The sequence below is a fragment of the Gardnerella sp. KA00771 genome (assembly GCF_049244045.1).
Classification (GTDB): domain Bacteria; phylum Actinomycetota; class Actinomycetes; order Actinomycetales; family Bifidobacteriaceae; genus Bifidobacterium; species Bifidobacterium swidsinskii.
Genome location: NZ_CP058368.1, coordinates 282,769 through 300,760 on the forward strand (window position 1 = coordinate 282,769; position 17,992 = coordinate 300,760).

A 17,992-nucleotide genomic window follows, 5' to 3' on the forward strand; every position below is an offset into this window, starting at 1 on the left:
TTGCCACGGCGCTTGTATTTTATATTTTTTCTGAAGCAACGCTAGTTTTTACGCTTGCCGGCACGCGCACGCACAGTGCTTGTTTGTCAACAGTGAATCGCAAATGTTTTGTGTAACCCAAAATGTCGCCGTCCACCTGCACTGGCGCCGCTTTTTCTAATTGCACTTCTGCGCTAAAACCTTGCGTTTGGTCAATTCTTGAGCCTGCAGAAAGCGAATCCTGCTGGAGCGCGCGCCCTGTTAGCGTTTGGTGTATTACTCCTCGGAACAAATTAGCCCAACCAATTAAACCGCCCGAAGTGTCAATAATCTCAAAATCAAGCACACCATCGTCATATGCTGCTTCTGGCATAAGCGAAAACATAGGAATCTGACCGCAATTTCCAGCCATAAGTGTGCGGAAAGTCAATCCTTTTAGCACGCTTTCGTCGCCATTCGAACGCTGTAAGGTAACGGTTGCGCGATATTTTGGCATAAACAAATGCTTTACGCCAGAGACAAAATAAGCAAGCCAACTAATATTCTTTTTTAAGTTTGGATCAGTGTCGTCAATCATTAACGCGTCAAAACCAATGCCTGCAATAATTAAGAATGCGTGTCCATGATCTTCTTCTGGATTGTCGAGAATCGTTACGCGCCCAACGTCAACCTGCCTAGAGCCGTGAGAAGTTGCAACACGCAACGCAGCATCCACGTCGTTTACTGGAATTCCCATATTTCTAGCAAAAAGATTGCCAGTTCCAATAGGAATAATTCCCATCGCGTGACCTTTACCGCTTACTGCGCTCGCAACAGTACGAACCGTGCCATCTCCGCCTACTGCTACTACTACGTTAGCTCCGTTTGAAAGTGCTTCTAAAGCGCATTCGCGTCCATCTTTATCTAACTGTGTATCAATAATTTCGTAGGTTAAATTGCGTTCTTTGCAATAATTTTTAATACTTTCGCGATACGATTTCGCTTGTGGTTTTGAAGGATTAAGTATGAATGCGTAATGCACTGAGTCGCCATGTCGTTGAGCAAGTTTTTCTGCCAAATGATGACGTTTTAAAGCGCGCGAAACAATCATGATGACGAATGGAGCGAGTACAAGCGCGAATACAATCATCATAAGAGCAATAGTCGCTTGAATAGGCATAGTTGGCATACCTCCTATTCTTGCACATTATTTTTTCTACAATACTAAATTTTGCGGCATATTGCGAATATTTACGTTTTTTACACATTTGTATAGTATGTATTGTTTTTATAAATACCGTTTATTGCTTGTATTAGATGTTTATTAGTTACTCATCAGGTGTCGGCTAGTTGCTAGTTAATTGTGCATTTTGCTGCTTTTGCTTGTTCTTTGCTCGTTTTTCACGTGTATTATTCGCATTAATTCTGTACTAAATATTTAGTTAGTTATATAGCTAGTTATGTAACCAGTTATGCTCTCCTGCTTCGCTAATACTAATTTCGTGCGTCGCTAGTGGTAAACTGTGCAAGCGTATCTGTCGCATACAACTATTGAGCAGAGGTTTTGAATATGGCTGAATTACAGCAAAATTTTGAGGGAGATGAATCCCTCAATATTACACCTAGTAATATGCCTGATGATGCTAGTGACGATACTGTTGCTTTTATGCAGGTTCCTCAAAGTCATGTAGAAGATCAAATAGCTGATAATTCTGTTAATTATGAGGGAACTCTTGCTGATAATTTAGACGAAGTCGCCGATGAAGAAGATACTTCTGGAGACATTGTTGACGATATCGTTGAAGATATTGCCGGTAATAAGAAGAATGTGTTTGGTAATAATGCTGCATCTTATGGCATGTATGCAAATGCAACTCCTGCCGATTCAACTGCAACCGATTCATTTAGAGTAGTAGAGCCGAAAGCAAAGAAACATCGTACGAATCGTTCCGCAATGGCGTTGATGTATTCGCTTCTTATTTTTGTTATTTTGTTAGCAGCAGCATTTTTTGCACTTCATTTGTATTTCAACAATCGAGTTGCTCCAGGTGTTGATTTTGGTGATGCTTCTATTACGCGCAATCTCACTGGCTATCAGGAAGATTCTGTAAGCAAGACTGTTCAGAATGCTGTGGATCATAGCGAATTAGAAATTAGTGACGATCAAGGAAATAGTATTGATGCAGATTTGAGTCAGCTTGGTGTCAAGATTGATAAGAACGCAACTGTAAAAGCTATTATGAATGCTAAGCGAGATAATTTATTTACTCGTATTATGCCTTGGGTTCATCAAACTGTGAGCTTGAAAGCTGTACGTGATGATTCTGCTTTGGATTCGTACTTATTGCATAAGTTTATTCGTGAGAAGGATCGTGCTGTACCTTATAGTGCAGTTTTCGACAAGGATTCTGAATCTTACAAGGTAGAGGATGGCATACCTGGTCGCACTATAGAAACTATGTCTGTTCGTGAAGCAGTAAAAAAGTTAATTGCTTACCCTGGTAAAACAGTAAAAGTTTCTGTTACATCTCGACGCACTGACGCTCCTATTAAGCTTGATGCAGCGCAGAAACTTGTAAATGATTTAAATAAACTTCTTGAGAAAAAAATCACGTTTAATAACGGTGACGGTAAAGATTTTACGGTTCCAAAAGAAGCGATTGCGTCTTGGATCAGTATAAAAGCAGATACGACTCGCCGTAAGCTTTCTTACACAATTGATGCAGATAAAGCAGATTATTATTTGTCTCAAGTTCTTCCAAAAGAACTTAATCAGCAAAAAATTAATCAAGAAGATGCAATTGATAAAGAAGGTAGGTTTATTTTCACAACGCTTAAAGGTTCTAATGGTGTTGAAATTAACTATTCCAATAGTGTTGCGAAAAAGGCTGTAGAATCTTTGCGCAATGGCAATGATTTCAAGATGGCTGTTCCTGCGAAAATCACTAAGTTTACCGTTGAAAAGAAGCTTGTTGAAATGCGCATTGTTGTTGACAAAACAACTCAAACGGCTTCTGTTTATAAGAATGATGAACTTGTAAAAACATTCCCTGTTTGCACAGGTAAGCGCGGTGCTGATGATTCAGCTTCCGGCACATTCTTTATTTACTTGCGTTATGCTTCACAAGATATGCGCGGTAGGAACGGCGATGGCTCTCCTTACTTCTCTCCTGGAGTGCGTTGGGTTAGCTATTACCATGGTGGAGAAGGCTTCCACACTGCTTCTTGGAATTATAAGGGTATTGCAACTGGCGATGCTGCAAATCACGGCTCTCATGGTTGCATAAACATGTATGAGCAGGATGCTCGCTGGATTTTTGAAAATTGCCCACGTGGCACTATTGTACAAATTGTTGGCACGACTCCAGATGGTCCGGTACGCGAATGAGCGAATCTGTGGGTAACTCACTTAACAAAGATGAACGCGCCGAAGAACTTTTGCTTTCTGCGCGTTCTAATCTTGAGTGTGTGCAAAGTCCACAATCTACTCCGAAGTTAGCTGCGTCTAGACGAATTAGCAGCGCGCCAATTCCTGTGCATGTTACTGCAACATTGTTTGACACTCCGTCTAAAGCTGAGTGTATTGACAATAAGCCATTGCTTGTGCGTTTTGGTCGCAGGCTCGTTACGTCTATTGTCGGCATGTGGATGCGTCTTGCTGGTCGTGTTGCTCGTCGTCTTGGCTGGTTTCCAAGTGTTGAGCCGTATATTGGATACGGAACGCATAGATATGCTCGCTTGATTTGCAGAACTGTGTATGCTCCAAAGCTTGGTCATCATTCTGCTCTAAAACGCGGAATTTACGCAATGCTTGTTGTTCCTGCTGTGCGTGTGCGCGTGGCTTTGTCTATTGACGGTATTCCTGTAGAAACAGCTCAAATTGGCGATTCTGAAATATACGATAAGCCTGAAGGTTCGCGCGATGGTAGTGCAGAGTATTGTATTTCTGACCGTGCAGGGTATTTAGATTTAATTACTGAGCGCGCTTTAGAGCCTGGTCGTCACGTTGTTTCGTATTCTGTTAGTGATCGTGAGCCTGTAAAAGCGAGCTTGTTTGCTATTGACGCAAATGTTCCTGTTGGTGTTATTTCGGACGTTGACGACACTATTATGGTAACTCAAGCGCCTTCGCCAATTCGTGCTGCTTATAATTTGCTTATTATGAATCCTGCTCATCGTTCGCCAGTTACTGGAATGTCTGAGTTTTTCCAGTCTTTAGAGCGTTTACGTGACGATATTCCATTTTTCTATCTTTCTACTTCTCCGTGGAATGTTGAGGCTTCAATTCGTCACTTTATTGATCGCGAAAAGTTTCCTGAGGGTCCTCTTCTTCTTCGTGATTTGGATCCACGTCCTAAAACTTTTATCCCAAACGGACCGCAGCATAAATTAGAATTTGCAACTCAGCTTATGGATGATTTTCCGGGTATGCGTTTTGTGCTTATTGGCGATGATGGTCAAAAGGATCCTTTAACGTATGCGAATATTATTCGTAAGCATCCAGGTCGTGTGCTTGCAGTAGGTATTAGGCAATTGCGTAAGCATGCTACTGTTGAGGATTTTCGTCGTAAATTATCTCGTGATTTTGCGGTTGCTTTAAGTGCGTCTAAGCGTGCATATGTTTTTTCGGATGCTCTTGATACTACGTGTGAAGATGCACAAGAAATTCCTACTATGGCGATCGAAAAATTACATAATGCTAACGAGTTTTCTGGTGATATTGATGATTTTGATGATGCTCAAATGCGCATAATTGAAGCAGAAGGTGCTGTTGGTACTTTGCAAGGCGTGCCATTTTTTGCAGCTCCTCAAGGCAAAGATTTAGCTAAAGTAATGCTTCCGTTTATAGAGGAAGCAATCGCGAAATAGTATAAAAATAATTGTAAAATAATTTTGTAATATTAAAGAATTGCAGAAAATATTTCGTTACTAATATATAAAAGCTGAAGAAAATACTTAATGAAAATTAAAAGAGGTGTAGCTATGAGTAATCAAGATTTCGCAAAGCCAAAAGCAGCAGAACGCATACCGTCGGCACGTGAATTCCATGGCGACACTTATATAGACGAATATGCTTGGATGAAAGATCGCAATAATCCTAAGCTTATGGAATACGTCAATAGTCAAAACGCTTATACTGAACAGCGTGTAAAGCACTTAGAAAACTTGCGTTCTACATTGTTTGACGAGTTGCGTTCAAGAGTTCAAGAAACAGACATGTCTGTTCCTGTGCGCATGAATAATTATTGGTATTACGTGCGTACTGAAAAAGGCAAACAATACGCTGTGCAATGCCGTATGAAAGTCAAAAATAGTGACGATTGGAATCCGCCAATTATCGACAATTCTGCAAAACCTGGCACAACTGATGGTGAAGAGATTTTATTTGATGCAAACTTTGAGTCTGAGCACTCTGGTGGCAAGTTCTTTAGAGTCGGTGGAATGGATTTGAGCACCGATGGTTTGAGAATGCTGTACGGTGTCGACACTCAAGGCGATGAACGCTTTAACTATTTTATTCGTGACTTTTCTACAAAAACATGTTCTTGGTTGCAGTTAGAAGAATCGTGGGAAAATCTTGCTTCTGCTTCACTTTCTCCAGATGGAAAATGGGTGTTTTATGTAAAGCTTGATGATGCTTGGCGTCCTTATCAAGTTTGGAGGCATAAGGTTGGCACTAGCGTTTCTAATGATGTAAAAGTTTTTGAAGAAACTGACGAGCGATTTTTTGTTGACGTGTATGAAAGTTTTGACGAACGATACATGATGATCAGCAGTAGTTCAAAGACTACGTCGCGCGTGCTTATGCTTCCTTTGAGCAATCCTGAAGGCGAATTCCGTATGGTTATTGAGCCGGTTGAGGGGGTGGAATACGATATTTCTTTCGCTTGCTTTGAGAATGCTGGCGAAAATGGTGAAGATATTCCAATTGCGATTGTGTGCCATAACGCTAAAAATCCTAATTTTGAAATTGACATTATTGATATGAGAGGAAATTCCGGCAAGTTTGATGAGCATATAACGTATAAGCTTTCGGATGGAGTATGTGTTGCGTCGGGTTCTCCTTATGGTTGCGAGCAGGGAGATGCTTGGCAACAAGGTGCTGGAAGTGAGCCTATTACAAAGCCTTATAATTCGCCTCAAAATCCTGAAATATTGCAAAATGCAGTTGGATTGAGCATAAGCGGATTGTCAATGTACAAAAATTATGTGGCACTAGCTTATCGTTCTCAAGGTTTGCCGCATTTGGCTGTAATGAGCAAGAAGCGCGCTGTTGAAGATTTTTTGCAAGCAAAACCGTGGCGTTTTTGCGAAGTGCGACCGCTTTCTTCCCAGCTTGCGAATCAATTTACGGATCAACTTTCTTCTCAACTTGTGGATCAAGCGCAAGCCGAATCACGTGCTGCGCTCGCAAATATTTCACAAGAAGAAATCAACAATAATCGCCTATTGAGTATTTCTATGACTGGGAATCCTTCGTACGAAGCTCCGCGTATGCGTTACGCTTTTGGTAGTTATGCGACTTTAGGTCAACTTCGCGAGTTGGATCCTTTAACAGGCGAAGATGTGTTGCTCAAGCAAGGTAAAATTTTAGGTGAATTTAATGAGCGCAATTATGCTGAAAAGCGCGTTTGGATTACTGCTCGAGATGGTGAGCGTGTGCCAGTGTCTCTTGTGTGGCGTCCGGATAAAATTTCTCAAACTGACTCAATGTTTATTACTGGTTATGGAGCGTATGAAGTTAGTTCAGACCCTACTTTTTCTGTCGGTCGCTTGAGTTTGCTGGATCGCGGCGTGTTATATGCGCAAGTGCATGTGCGAGGCGGCGGCGAAATGGGTCGTGCGTGGTATGAACAGGGTAGGCGCGTCAATAAAAAGCATACTTTTGAAGATTTTGCTGATGCCACGCGTGCTTTGCAAAATGCTGGTTTTGCTTCCGCTTGTCATACTGTTGCAAACGGTGGTTCAGCAGGAGGCTTGCTTATGGGTGCTATAGCAAATATGGCTCCGGAATGTTATGCAGGAATTGAAGCAGACGTGCCTTTTGTAGATGCCCTTACGTCTATGCTCGACTCTTCTTTGCCGCTTACTGTAACAGAGTGGGATGAGTGGGGCAATCCACTCGATGATCCTGAAGCTTATGCTTATATGAAATCGTATACTCCTTACGAAAATGTGCCTTGCGTAAAAATGGAAGATGGTCGCAAAAAGTTAGCTGATTTTCCGAAAATCTTAATCACGTCCTCTATTCACGACACGCGCGTGCTTGTTACGGAACCTTTAAAATGGCTCGCTAAATTGCAAGCTTCTGGAGTTGACGCAATTGCTCGTATTGAAACTGACGGTGGTCACGGTGGCACTTCTGGCAGGTACAGGCAATGGCAGGAGTTAGCTTATGAAAACGCATGGTGCCTGCATGTTATGGGTATAAACAGTTAGTTGGAAGCGGCAGAAACTTTACTGCGTTGTAAAGTAAATGTCGTTTCCACGCCTTTCGTGATATCATGGGTCAAGTGATGTGCGTTTTTCGCTTGCGTTTGCGCTCATTTACATACAGGTAGTTCAATGGAGATATCTACTTATTGCTTAATGAAGGGGTAGAGCAGCAATGGCAACACTCAACGTTGACAGCGATGAATTTTCACTGCAACATACCGCATTGTTTAAGCAAGTTCCAGCTGATCAAGTAAAAGAATTGATGCAGTATTTACAAGAATCAACATTTAAAAAAGGTTCTGCAATTTTTAATGAAGGCGATACTGACCATCGAATGTACTTGCTTGAGCGTGGAAGAGTAAAATTAGTTCGTCATTCAAACGACAATCGTGTGCAATTGTTAAGTATTCACACTCCTGGCGAAATTCTAGGCGAAATTCCCGTTTTTGACCCTAGCGGCGGTCCTCGTACAGCTTCAGCAATATCTATTACCAACAATACTAGAGTTTTATGGCTAGAAAATGACGTGTTATTCCATTGGTTAAACAATCACCCTAGTGTTGCAGTAGATATGCTTCAAGTGCTTGCAGCGCGCATGCGAGCAAATAATGAGCGAATTTCCGATTTAGTTTTTATGGATGTTCCTGCTCGTTTAGCAAAGACTTTGCTGAATTTAGCTTCAAGATTTGGTGAGCCTATGAGCGATGGCTTGCTTGTGCCGCATGATTTAACGCAAGAAGAGCTTGCGCAACTTGTTGGCTCGTCACGCGAAACAGTTAACAAAGCGCTTATGGATTTTGCAAACAGGGGTTGGATTATGCGCCAAGGCAGGTCAATTATTATCTATAAGCCTGGCATGCTTATTCGTCGAGCTGAACGTTAAAATGCGAATGTTTATGATGCTAGTTTTCAAGTAGAGGCAAACCTTTAAAATAGTACGCATGCCGAAAAAGAATTCACTGACTGTTCGCCGTGTGTTAGCGCTGTTCCTTACCTACATCACTTTGTGTGTTGCAGGAGGTATTGCAGCAAGTATTATGTTTGTTCCTGGCGTAATGAGCGTGAATAGTGTAGTGAAAACAGTAGTGCCTTCACTTCGCGTTGACGGCATCGATTTTGATGTTACCGCGTTGCCGCAAAAATCGCGACTTTACGCTTCTGATGGCAAAACTATTATTGCAACTTTTTATGCTCAAAATCGCACTGTAGTGCCGCTTCGACGCATATCGCAATATATGCAGCGAGCAATGGTTGCTCGTGAAGACCGTCGATTCTTTGAGCATTCCGGCGTAGATATGCAAGGTGTTATTCGCGCATTCGTGCAAACATTCGTTAAAAAGGGAGATATGCAAGGTGGCTCTTCCTTAACTCAGCAATATGTAAAAAATGTGCTTATGATTAAGGCTCGCGAAAATAACGATTCTTTAGCTGAGTATCACGCTTCTGAAGGCACTATTGCACGTAAATTACGCGAAATGCTTATTGCAATTCAAATGGAGAAAAAATACTCTAAACTTGAGATTTTGCAGGGATATTTAAATATTGCGCAGTTCGGTAGCAATAATATTTACGGCGTAGAAACTGCAGCTCATCGCTACTTCAATACGAGCGCTGCAAAACTTAATCTTGTGCAATCAGCAACTATTGCTGCAATTACAAAGAATCCTTCGCGTTATGATCCTTCTATTGAAACAAATCAGCCTGAAGCGCAAAAGCAGCGCAATATTGTACTTGATTTAATGCTTCGTCAAGGTTTTATTACTAAGAGCGAGCATGATTCCGCTGTTGCTATTCCTCTTAAAAGCACTCTTAACATACAGAGGGAAGTTTCTAAAATTGGATGTCAAGCTGCAGGCGACGCAGCATTCTTCTGCGATTATGTGACGAAGAAAATTTTGCACTCTCGCGAGTTTGGTAAAACTGCTGCCATGCGAGAAAAGTTGCTTACTGAGGGTGGTCTTGATATTTACACAACTATGGATTTGCGTGCTAGCAAGGCTGCTATGAAAGCTGCTAGAGATACGATTCCTGTGAACGATAAGAGCGGTTTTGAGGTTTCAATTGCGGCAATTAAGCCTGGAACTGGTGAAGTTTTGGCGTTCGGCAGTAATCGTATTTATGATGCTACGGATGCTGCAAAATCAGATCCTACGCATACTGCTTTGAACTACGCTGTAGATGAGCGCGATGGTGGCGGTCTTGGTTGGCAAATTGGTTCTACTTGGAAGCCAATTAATATGGTTGCGTGGATGCTTGCTGGAAAGTCAATTAATCAGCCTCTTCGCACTTCTATGCTTTATAATAATGCTGATTTTAATTGCAGCAAATTCCGCGGAGTTGGTAGTTGGTCAGTTCAAAACTCTGGTGGTGGCACAACTAATCCGGAAACTCCTTTGCAAGGTCTTGTGCGCTCGCATAACACTACTCAGGCTTCTATGGCTCAGCAAATTAAGCTGTGTTCAATCGCGGATGCTGCTCGCATACTTGGCTACCACAATTCGCCTCTTGGTCAGGAAAGCGTGTATTCTGCTAACTCGCTTAATCCGCCTATGACGATTGGTTCTGTGCAAGCTTCGCCTTTAACTGTGGCGAATGTGTATGCAACTATTGGTGCTGATGGCGTGGCATGTGATCCTATTGCTATTAAGCGAGTTGTTGACAAAAACGGTAAGCGTTTGAAAGTTCCTAGTGCGCATTGCCATCAAGCAATTCCAAAGGGAATCGCTCAAACTGCTGCTTATGCGCTGAATCAGGGTGTTGTGCAACCTGGCGGCGAGGCTTCAACTACACAACTTGATGGCGGTCGCAAGACTTTCGCAAAAACTGGTACTAACGAGCAGTACTACATGACTACAGCTGGTTTTGTGCCGTATCAAGTTGCTTCGTTTGTGGCAGTTGGTAACGCTGAATCACAGAAAAGCTTTAATGGCATGACTATTAACGGTCGCACAAGGGCAGCCTGGTATGGTATGTATATTGCAACCCCAGCGTGGAAACAGTTTATGAACGACTATTTGAAAGCTGCTAACATTCCTGTTGACAACGATTATGGCAAGCCTGATCCAAAGTACACTGCCGGTGGAACTCTGCCTGGCACGCCTAAAAATACTGTTAAAACTGATCAGCAGAAGCGAGATGAAGACGCCAGAAAGCAGGCAGCACAAGAACAGCAGGAAGAAGCTAAGACGCAAAAGAACACGCAAGATCAGTACGGCACTGCTCGCCGCGACGACTATGGTGATTCAGAAACTGATAATTACTAAATGGTATTTGTTAACTCGTAATTGCTAGTTAACTTACTAAATACTAAGTTGTTTTGTGCTGTTCCTTATACAAATAAACCCTTACTTATGCTACTTGATTGTGAGCAAAGTAAGGGTCATTTTTAGCGCAAATACGCACTGTGCTAGTTCAAATCCGCACCAACTGCGTCTGCAACATGCTCAAAGCCGTCGCGTTTCAAAAGATCCGCAAGTCCGCGTTTCAGCGTCGTGATTTGCTGTGGTCCTCTGTACATAAGTGACGTAATAAACATAACCAAGTCAGCACCTGAGCGAATCTTCTCATATGCTTGCTCTGGCGTAAATACTCCGCCAATGCCTGCAATAGCAAAACGTTCACCAAAAGCTTTGCGCGTGCGTCGAATAAGCTCGTTGCTTGCGCTGTAGGTAGGACCTCCAGAAAGTGCTCCTTGCCAATCTTCCGGAACATCAAGTCCTGCGCGATTCTTTTGCAAGTTCGCAATACTTACTCCGTCAACTTTATGTTCTGCAAGTACGTCAAGCAAAGACTTGAACTGTTCCCAACCGCCGTGTAAATTAAGCGGCATCTTAACTAACGTTGGCTGAGGTCGCTTAATAGTGTCAAGATCAGTGAATAATTTGTCAAGTGCTTCCGGCTGACTAAATGGTTCACCCACACGCGTGTTCGGGCATGAAATATTTACTTCAATTATTGAGCTTTTTCCGGCTGCACGTTCCATAGAAATATGGTAGTCTTCAATTCCTTCTTCCAAGTCGCCAACTAAGTCGTCGTTTGTGCGCGCAATAGAAATAGACATATTCATAGATTTTGCGTGCGTCCAAGCTTTCTCGGCTCGTGCAACAACGGCTTCGCTGCCATCGTTTGCTAGTCCTGCGTGTACAAGAATAGAGTCATATTCTGGAAGGCGATGATACCAAGGTTTTTGATTTCCTTCGCATGGTCGGCTTGTGGTAGAGCCAACTGTTTCAAATCCAAAGCCGGCGTTGTCTAGCACGGTTGCCATTTGGCAATTTTTATCTAGTCCTGCACTTAAGCCAAACGGGTTTGCAAAATTCACACCCATAACGTTAGTTTCTAGCACCGGGTCTGTGTAGTTAAGCATTTCGCGAAGAAGCCACATTAACCCAGGAGTGCGCTCGCTAAATTTGCAAAAATTAATCATGCGATCATGCGCTTCGTCTGGAGGAATGTTAAAAACGAAATGCGGTTTAATAATGTGTTTGTATGAGAATGTAAAAAGGTCTGTCGTTGTTTTATTGACGACATTGTGCAATGAGTGTTCAGAAACGTAATACATATTTATATAGTAGGGCATTATTGTTATATACGCCATTCCTTAGTGTATTTTGTGCGTTTTCTTCCTTAGTACGCGTTCGTTTTTGTGCGATTTTTCACAAAACCTGCTTTACTTGACAACAAAATGTGCGTTCTTTTCGTTTTAATGCCCTGAAACGCTCAATTACGTTTGTTTTTTGCGTTTACGTGTGCGATAATGTTCGTATGATTTCTTCACAGCGTCAACATTTGATTTTAAGTCGTCTCCGTACGCGCGGTGCTGTTCGCATTACTGCGCTTTCTAAAGAACTGAACGTTTCTGCTATGACGGTTCGCAGGGATATCGCAGAGCTTTCGGATCGTGGGCTTTTAAAGCGCGTTCACGGCGGTGCTGTAACGACTAATACTCTGCTTTCGGAGCCGCTGTTTTCTGTAAAGTCGCAAATGGACATTGGTTTGAAGGATGCGATTGCGCGTTTGGCTGTGGACTATGTTTCTCCTGGGGATGTGATTGCTATTGGCGGCGGTACCACTGCTTATGTGTTTGCGCAGCATTTGCTCGAGTCTCGCAGGGCTTCTGGCATTACGATTTTGACTAATTCGATTCCTGTTGCGGAGCTTGTGCAAGCTTTAGAGTCGAAGGATGTCGAGGTTATTGTTACCGGCGGCGTGATTACGCGTTCCAATTCGCTTGTTGGGCCTATTGCAGATAAAGTTGTTGCTTCTCTTCGTGTGAATACCGTTTTTCTTGGCACGCATTCTGTGTCTCTTCCTCGCGGATTCCTTATGCCAAATTCTTTGGAAGCTGCTACTGATATGGCGTTAATGGATATTGCGGATCGCACGATTATTTTGACGGATCATACTAAATGGAGTTGTACGTCGCTTTCGCTATTTGCTCGTTTTGATCAGGTTGATACTGTTATTACCGACGATGGTTTGGATGCTGATTCTCAGCTTCGCACGCGTGAGCTTGTAAAGGATTTGGTTTTGGCACCTGTTATTGACGAGCGAGATGTTCTTGATGCATCTAATGGTGACGATTTAGCGAATTCTGAAGATTCTGACGATTTGCTTGATTAGTATTTTGCAAGTATTTTTGCAAAGTTTGATTTTGCGCGCTGATGATTTTAATGCCCGAGTGAGTTATTTACTCGGGCATTTTGTTCTTGCTGTTTGGTTTGGTTTCAAGTGTGCCGATGTTTAAACAAATTTTGCTATGTTTAAATAAAGCGTGCCGATGGTTAAATATTGCGTTTTTTGTTGTTTTATAAGGCTGTTAGAGAAATCACAAAACTCAAACCTTAAAGAAAGCTGAAAAAATGTTAAAAAAATCCAGTATATGGCGTGTCGTGTAATTTTTATCAAAAAATACAGAAAAATGCCGTAAATATTTCTGCTTTTTAATGAATATAACGAATATTTATCAAGATTTTTTGTATTTTTGATGCTGAGAAACCTGAATTTTAGTGTTGAGTTTTCTGAGAGCTTGCGGTAAGTTTTAACTCAGTTACCGGTTGAATCCCTAGTTCACTGGTACGAGCGGGAAACCGCAAATGGCAAATTTTTCTTCGCATACCCTAGTGCGAAGGAGAAGAAGAAAGGAAAATATTATGTTGAATAAGAAGGCTATCGCCGCATTCGCTGCTGGCGCCACCCTCCTCTCTGGTTTCGCTTTTGCTGTCCCAGCAATGGCTGAGGCTCCTGCTGCTCCTGCAGCTCCTGCTGCTCCTGCAGCTCCTGCTGCTCCTGCAGCTCCTGCTGCTCCTGCAGCTCCTGCAGCTCCTGCTGAACCTACTTATAATAAGTCATTCTATAAGACTGAAGACGCTGGAGAGCTTGATGCTCGTTTGGCTAAGGAGAAGGCTGATAAGGAAGCTAAGGCTAAGGCTGAAGACGAGAATGATAAGTATGAGCATTCTCCATTTGGCAATAAGGACATGGATTACGCGAAGTGTGTGAAGCTTTACGGTAAGGATTCTCTCGAGTGCAAGGCTGTCGCTGACTACCTCAAGCGTCATGGTCAGAAGGTTGATGACAAGGCTAACGACAAGAAGTCTGATAAGAAGTCTGAAGCTAAGAAGGCTGCTCCATTGGCTAAGACCGGTGCTGCTGTAGCTTTGGCTGCTGTTGCTGCTTCTGTGCTTGCTGGCATGGGTGCTGCTCTTCGCAAGATCCGTCACTAAGCTGAAATCTGATTCAGTGATGAATCATTTGGGCTTTAGCTTATTGGTTGATCGTTGAGTCGGTTTTTCTGTGAATTACTTAGTCTAGTGTGCTGAAAGGTGCGCTAGACTAAGTTTTTTTATGACAATTTTGTGCTCTGCACGCTCGTGTTCACGTCTTCGTCCTCTTTTTACGCAACTGTAAAGTTTCTGTCGTTATTTGCTGGTTTCGCGGCTTTTTCTTTACGCTGCTGTAAAGTTTCTGCCGCCTGACACCATCGTTTAAGCGCGTAACTCTCGTCGTCATGAGCGTGCTGTAAAATAGCAAAGTTGTGTGCGGTTTTGGTGCTTATCATCAAACATATCGCGCATATTTTGCAAACACACTCCTGCTGTGGAAGGTCCACAGCCGATAGTCCGAAGGAGGTGGGTGATGTCTGCACATAAGTATGAACTGATGTTCATTGCAAATCCTGAGCTGGATGAGCACGGTCTTAAGAAGTTGACCGAGCAGTATCTTGAGCTTGTCACCAACGAGGGCGGTTCCGTTGACGGCACCGATTACTGGGGTCGCCGCAAGTTTGCCTACGAAATTGAAGGCAAAACCGAAGGTAACTACGTTGTGGTGAACTACACTGCCGAGCCATCTGTAAGTGACGAACTTGACCGTGTTTTGAACCTTAATGAATCTGTAATCCGCACGAAGATTCTTCGCAAGGACGCTAAGTAAAAACTAGCAAAACTAAGTAAGCTCTAGTGAATTAAATAAAAACTAGTTAAGCTAAATAAATACGTAAACAACCGCGCATAAGTTGCGCACAAAATTGCCAGTAATCACTGATATGTGATTACGAGTAAAGCGAGAAAGAAAAGGCACGATATGGCAGGTGAAACGATTATTACCGTCGTGGGAAATCTCACTTCGGATCCTGAATTAAGGGCACTTTCCAACGGTGCTTCTGTTGCGAGCTTTACCATTGCATCCACACCTAGAACGTTTAATCGTAATACGAATCAGTTCGAGGATGGGCCTGCGTTATTTATGCGTTGCTCAGCGTGGAGAGACTTGGCAGAACATTGTGCAAACAGCCTTTCTAAAGGCACGCGCGTGATTGCTCAAGGCAGGTTGTCGCAGCGTTCGTATCAAGCGCAAGACGGCTCGAATCGCACAGTTGTTGAACTTACGGTTGACGAAATTGGTCCATCTTTGCGTTATGCAACTGCGCAAGTTAACCGCCAAAGCTCTTCAACAGGTTTTGCTGGTGGCTCGCGCGCATCAAATGCTGCTGGCGCAGGTTATGCTGGCGGAGCAAATTATGCTGCTAGCCAGACCGCTTCTCAACATTCCGCAAATTCTTCAGCGGCTGATCCGTGGAGTGCTGCTGCGCCAACAAACGATAGTTTTTCAACTTTCGGTGCCAATTCTGATTTTGGCGGCGATTCTGAAGAACCTGAGTTCTAGCGTTTTAGTTGAGCTATAGATAGCGTATTTATTTGTTTATTTATGCACTTATTTACGCGCTTACTTAATCCTTATAAATACATCATCAGTTATATGTTATGCGAACAAAAAGCATAACAGATTTGAGAGAGGACATCTTATGTCACGCAAAAGGCCGCAACCACCGGTCAAGCCTTTCAAAAAGAAGCCAAATCCTTTGAAGGCTGCCAAGATTACTGAAATTGATTATAAAGACGTTGCTTTGCTGCGCAAGTTCGTTTCTGACCGCGGCAAGATTCGTTCCCGTCGTATCACCGGCGTAACCGTGCAGGAACAGCGCAAGATCGCGAAGGCAGTGAAGAATGCTCGCGAAATGGCTTTGCTTCCTTACGCCACTACCGGTCGCTGATTGAGAGGATAGGAATATGGCTGAAACCAAGGTTATTCTTACCAAGACTGTTGCCAACCTCGGTCACTCTGGTGACGTTGTTGAAGTTAAGGCTGGCTATGCACGCAACTACCTGATTCCTCAGGGTCTTGCTTTTGCATGGAACAAGGGTGCTGCTTCCCAGATTGAAGCAATGCGTCGCGCTCGTCTTGCCAAGGCTGTCGCCACTCGTGAAGAGGCAGTTGCAGCTAAGGCTCAGATTGAAGGTACCGTTGTGGAGCTTTCTGCTAAGGTTTCCGAATCCGGCAAGCTTTTCGGTGGCGTTTCTGCCGAGAAGATTGCTGCCGCTTTGGCTTCCAAGGCTCAAGTTGAGGCTCGCGCAATTAAGGTTGCTACTATTAAGACCACTGGTGAGTTCCCAGCAACCGTAACGTTGCATCCGGAAATCACCGCTTCCTTTACTGTTAAGGTTGTGGCTGAGTAAGTAGCTTTGTGAATTTTACAAAACATGTTGTAGCAAGCAGATTCTTGCTTTTAGTGGTTTTCTGCTTGTAATACATGTGGATTGAACTTAAGCATTAGCTCTGCGTTTGCGTTGTATTGAGTTTTCTCATTGCGATGCTGCGCAGAGTTTTTTTATGCTGCAATATTTTGAAAATGTGAATGTGTTGTAAGTGTCACGTGCGTAACGTAGTTTTTTAAGTTCTACTCGACTAAATTAGAACAGTTGGAAAATTACGAAATTATCAAGGAGATGCAAACTGTGCTGGAAAGCAAATATGAACTGGCCGACGAGTTTAGTATGAACGCAAAAGCGCAAGATGCCAGCATATCTGCTATTCGCAATGACGAAGAGTATGCTTGTAAAAATTCCGCAATTACACCTTCCGCAATTACGAATCTCGAAAACGCAATAAAATACAGCAATCACAAAGGATACGGCGAAACTTGCGCGAAGGTTATTCTTTTTGGCGAACATTCCGTGGTTTATGGTCATTCTGCAATAGCTTTGCCGCTTAAAAACTTGCGTATGCGCGCTGTAGTAACTAATTGCAATGAATCTTTAGTACCTGTATCGTGTAAATCTTTATCTTCTGCTTCGTGTGAATCTTTAGCATCTGCATCACGCGAATCTTTAGCATCTACGACGAATCTCGATTCACATATAACTCTTTCGTGCCTTGACTTTACTGGCAAACTTTCCGAAATTCCTACGCGCTTTAATAGCATACGAACAGCAATTCGCGCGTCGCTGGAGTTTGCAGGGTGGAGCGGTGAGAATTTGCACATTTTTACCGAGTCTGATTTTCCAGCAGAACGAGGTCTTGGCTCGTCTGCGGCTGCTGCTGGTGCTATAATTCGTGCGATTCTTGACTATTATGGCGTTTCAGCTAGCGATGATGAGATTTTTAAGTTGACGCAGACTGCTGAGTGCGTGGCTCACGGACGTTCTTCAGGCTTGGATGCCACTGCAACCGCTGCTTCCTGGCCTGTGCGTTTTAGTCGTGGCTGTTTTGATCGCATGGAAATTAACATGCGTGCGTGGCTTGTTTTGGCGGATTCTGGATGCAAAGGAATGACTCGCGAAACAGTTGAAGCTTTGCGTTCTCGTTTAGAATCGAATCCTGTTGAAGTTGGAGCGCAGCTCAATAAATTGGGGGAGATTGCGGCTGTTGCAGAAGATGATTTGGCGTTTGGTCGTATTGAAAATATGGGTAAGCAAATGACTTTCGCACACCGTATTTTGGCGGATTTGGGCGTAAGTACTGCGAAACTTGACACTTTGGTAGATGCTGCTTGCAAACATGGCGCGTTGGGTGCAAAACTTACTGGCGGAGGTGGTGGAGGATGTGTCATTGCGCTGGCTGATAGTGAGGATGCTGCTAAGCGAGTGAGTGAAGCTTTTAAAAATGCAGGAGCTTGCGATACTTGGATTGTGAATATAGGTGATTCTGCAATAAATTGAATCTTATTTTTACTTGAAATGTAGCATAAACTTTACAGTTATTTAAAGAAAAGAAGCTTGTGCGCACTGTTTTGCTAAAACATTGACTAGCACATTAA

Annotated in this window: 14 protein-coding genes; 12 read left to right on the plus strand and 2 right to left on the minus strand. The window is 43.0% G+C overall.

The features are described from left to right. Positions 1 to 19 precede the first annotated feature (19 nt). A complete protein-coding gene (locus HXT57_RS01340; RefSeq protein ID WP_102703356.1) occupies positions 20 to 1,147 on the minus strand; it encodes a diacylglycerol/lipid kinase family protein in 1,128 nt (375 codons plus the stop codon). A 381-nt stretch (positions 1,148 to 1,528) separates the two neighbouring features. Here HXT57_RS01340 and HXT57_RS01345 point away from each other — a divergent pair, with 381 nt between their 5' ends. The 5 genes from HXT57_RS01345 to HXT57_RS01365 all read left to right on the plus strand — a co-directional run bounded on the left by HXT57_RS01345 (position 1,529) and on the right by HXT57_RS01365 (position 10,658). After that, positions 1,529 to 3,346: a L,D-transpeptidase gene (locus tag HXT57_RS01345; protein ID WP_116431919.1), complete on the plus strand. Its 1,818-nt coding sequence runs from the start codon at positions 1,529 to 1,531 to the stop codon at positions 3,344 to 3,346. Continuing rightward, positions 3,343 to 4,827 carry an App1 family protein gene (locus HXT57_RS01350; protein ID WP_415692895.1) on the plus strand — a complete coding sequence of 495 codons (1,485 nt, stop codon included), beginning with the start codon at positions 3,343 to 3,345 and terminating at the stop codon, positions 4,825 to 4,827. The genes HXT57_RS01345 and HXT57_RS01350 overlap by 4 nt, the downstream gene beginning before the upstream one ends. Positions 4,828 to 4,917: 90 nt before the next feature. After that, complete coding sequence (locus HXT57_RS01355; protein WP_410309385.1) at positions 4,918 to 7,398, plus strand: S9 family peptidase; 2,481 nt, start codon at positions 4,918 to 4,920, stop codon at positions 7,396 to 7,398. 169 nt (positions 7,399 to 7,567) lie between these two features. Continuing rightward, positions 7,568 to 8,278 (plus strand): Crp/Fnr family transcriptional regulator, encoded by a 711-nt coding sequence (locus HXT57_RS01360; protein WP_004110206.1) that lies wholly within the window; start codon positions 7,568 to 7,570, stop codon positions 8,276 to 8,278. 58 nt (positions 8,279 to 8,336) lie between these two features. Further along, a complete protein-coding gene (locus tag HXT57_RS01365) occupies positions 8,337 to 10,658 on the plus strand; it encodes a transglycosylase domain-containing protein (RefSeq protein ID WP_064621440.1) in 2,322 nt (773 codons plus the stop codon). Between the two features lie 143 nt (positions 10,659 to 10,801). Here the strand turns inward: HXT57_RS01365 and HXT57_RS01370 are convergent, their stop codons facing one another. Further along, positions 10,802 to 11,956 carry a quinone-dependent dihydroorotate dehydrogenase gene (locus HXT57_RS01370; protein ID WP_421777230.1) on the minus strand — a complete coding sequence of 385 codons (1,155 nt, stop codon included), beginning with the start codon at positions 11,954 to 11,956 and terminating at the stop codon, positions 10,802 to 10,804. 203 nt (positions 11,957 to 12,159) lie between these two features. Between HXT57_RS01370 and HXT57_RS01375 the strand changes: the two genes are divergently transcribed. The 7 genes from HXT57_RS01375 (at position 12,160) to mvk (ending at position 17,894) form a co-directional block, all read left to right on the plus strand. Next, a complete protein-coding gene (locus HXT57_RS01375; RefSeq protein ID WP_064621441.1) occupies positions 12,160 to 13,017 on the plus strand; it encodes a DeoR/GlpR family DNA-binding transcription regulator in 858 nt (285 codons plus the stop codon). Between the two features lie 530 nt (positions 13,018 to 13,547). Next, on the plus strand, positions 13,548 to 14,120 hold the full coding sequence (locus HXT57_RS01380; RefSeq protein WP_421779633.1) for a peptidase: 573 nt from the start codon (positions 13,548 to 13,550) through the stop codon (positions 14,118 to 14,120). A gap of 412 nt (positions 14,121 to 14,532) precedes the next feature. Continuing rightward, positions 14,533 to 14,829, plus strand: a complete 297-nt coding sequence (rpsF, locus tag HXT57_RS01385) for a 30S ribosomal protein S6 (protein ID WP_004574062.1) — start codon at positions 14,533 to 14,535, stop codon at positions 14,827 to 14,829. 150 nt (positions 14,830 to 14,979) lie between these two features. Beyond that, positions 14,980 to 15,561 (plus strand): single-stranded DNA-binding protein, encoded by a 582-nt coding sequence (locus HXT57_RS01390; RefSeq protein ID WP_102703363.1) that lies wholly within the window; start codon positions 14,980 to 14,982, stop codon positions 15,559 to 15,561. Positions 15,562 to 15,700: 139 nt separating this feature from the next. Further along, positions 15,701 to 15,949: a 30S ribosomal protein S18 gene (rpsR, locus tag HXT57_RS01395; RefSeq protein ID WP_004105399.1), complete on the plus strand. Its 249-nt coding sequence runs from the start codon at positions 15,701 to 15,703 to the stop codon at positions 15,947 to 15,949. A 16-nt stretch (positions 15,950 to 15,965) separates the two neighbouring features. After that, complete coding sequence (gene rplI, locus HXT57_RS01400; protein ID WP_102703364.1) at positions 15,966 to 16,412, plus strand: 50S ribosomal protein L9; 447 nt, start codon at positions 15,966 to 15,968, stop codon at positions 16,410 to 16,412. A 279-nt stretch (positions 16,413 to 16,691) separates the two neighbouring features. Further along, positions 16,692 to 17,894 carry a mevalonate kinase gene (gene mvk, locus HXT57_RS01405; protein WP_064621448.1) on the plus strand — a complete coding sequence of 401 codons (1,203 nt, stop codon included), beginning with the start codon at positions 16,692 to 16,694 and terminating at the stop codon, positions 17,892 to 17,894. The last annotated feature ends 98 nt before the right edge of the window (positions 17,895 to 17,992 follow it).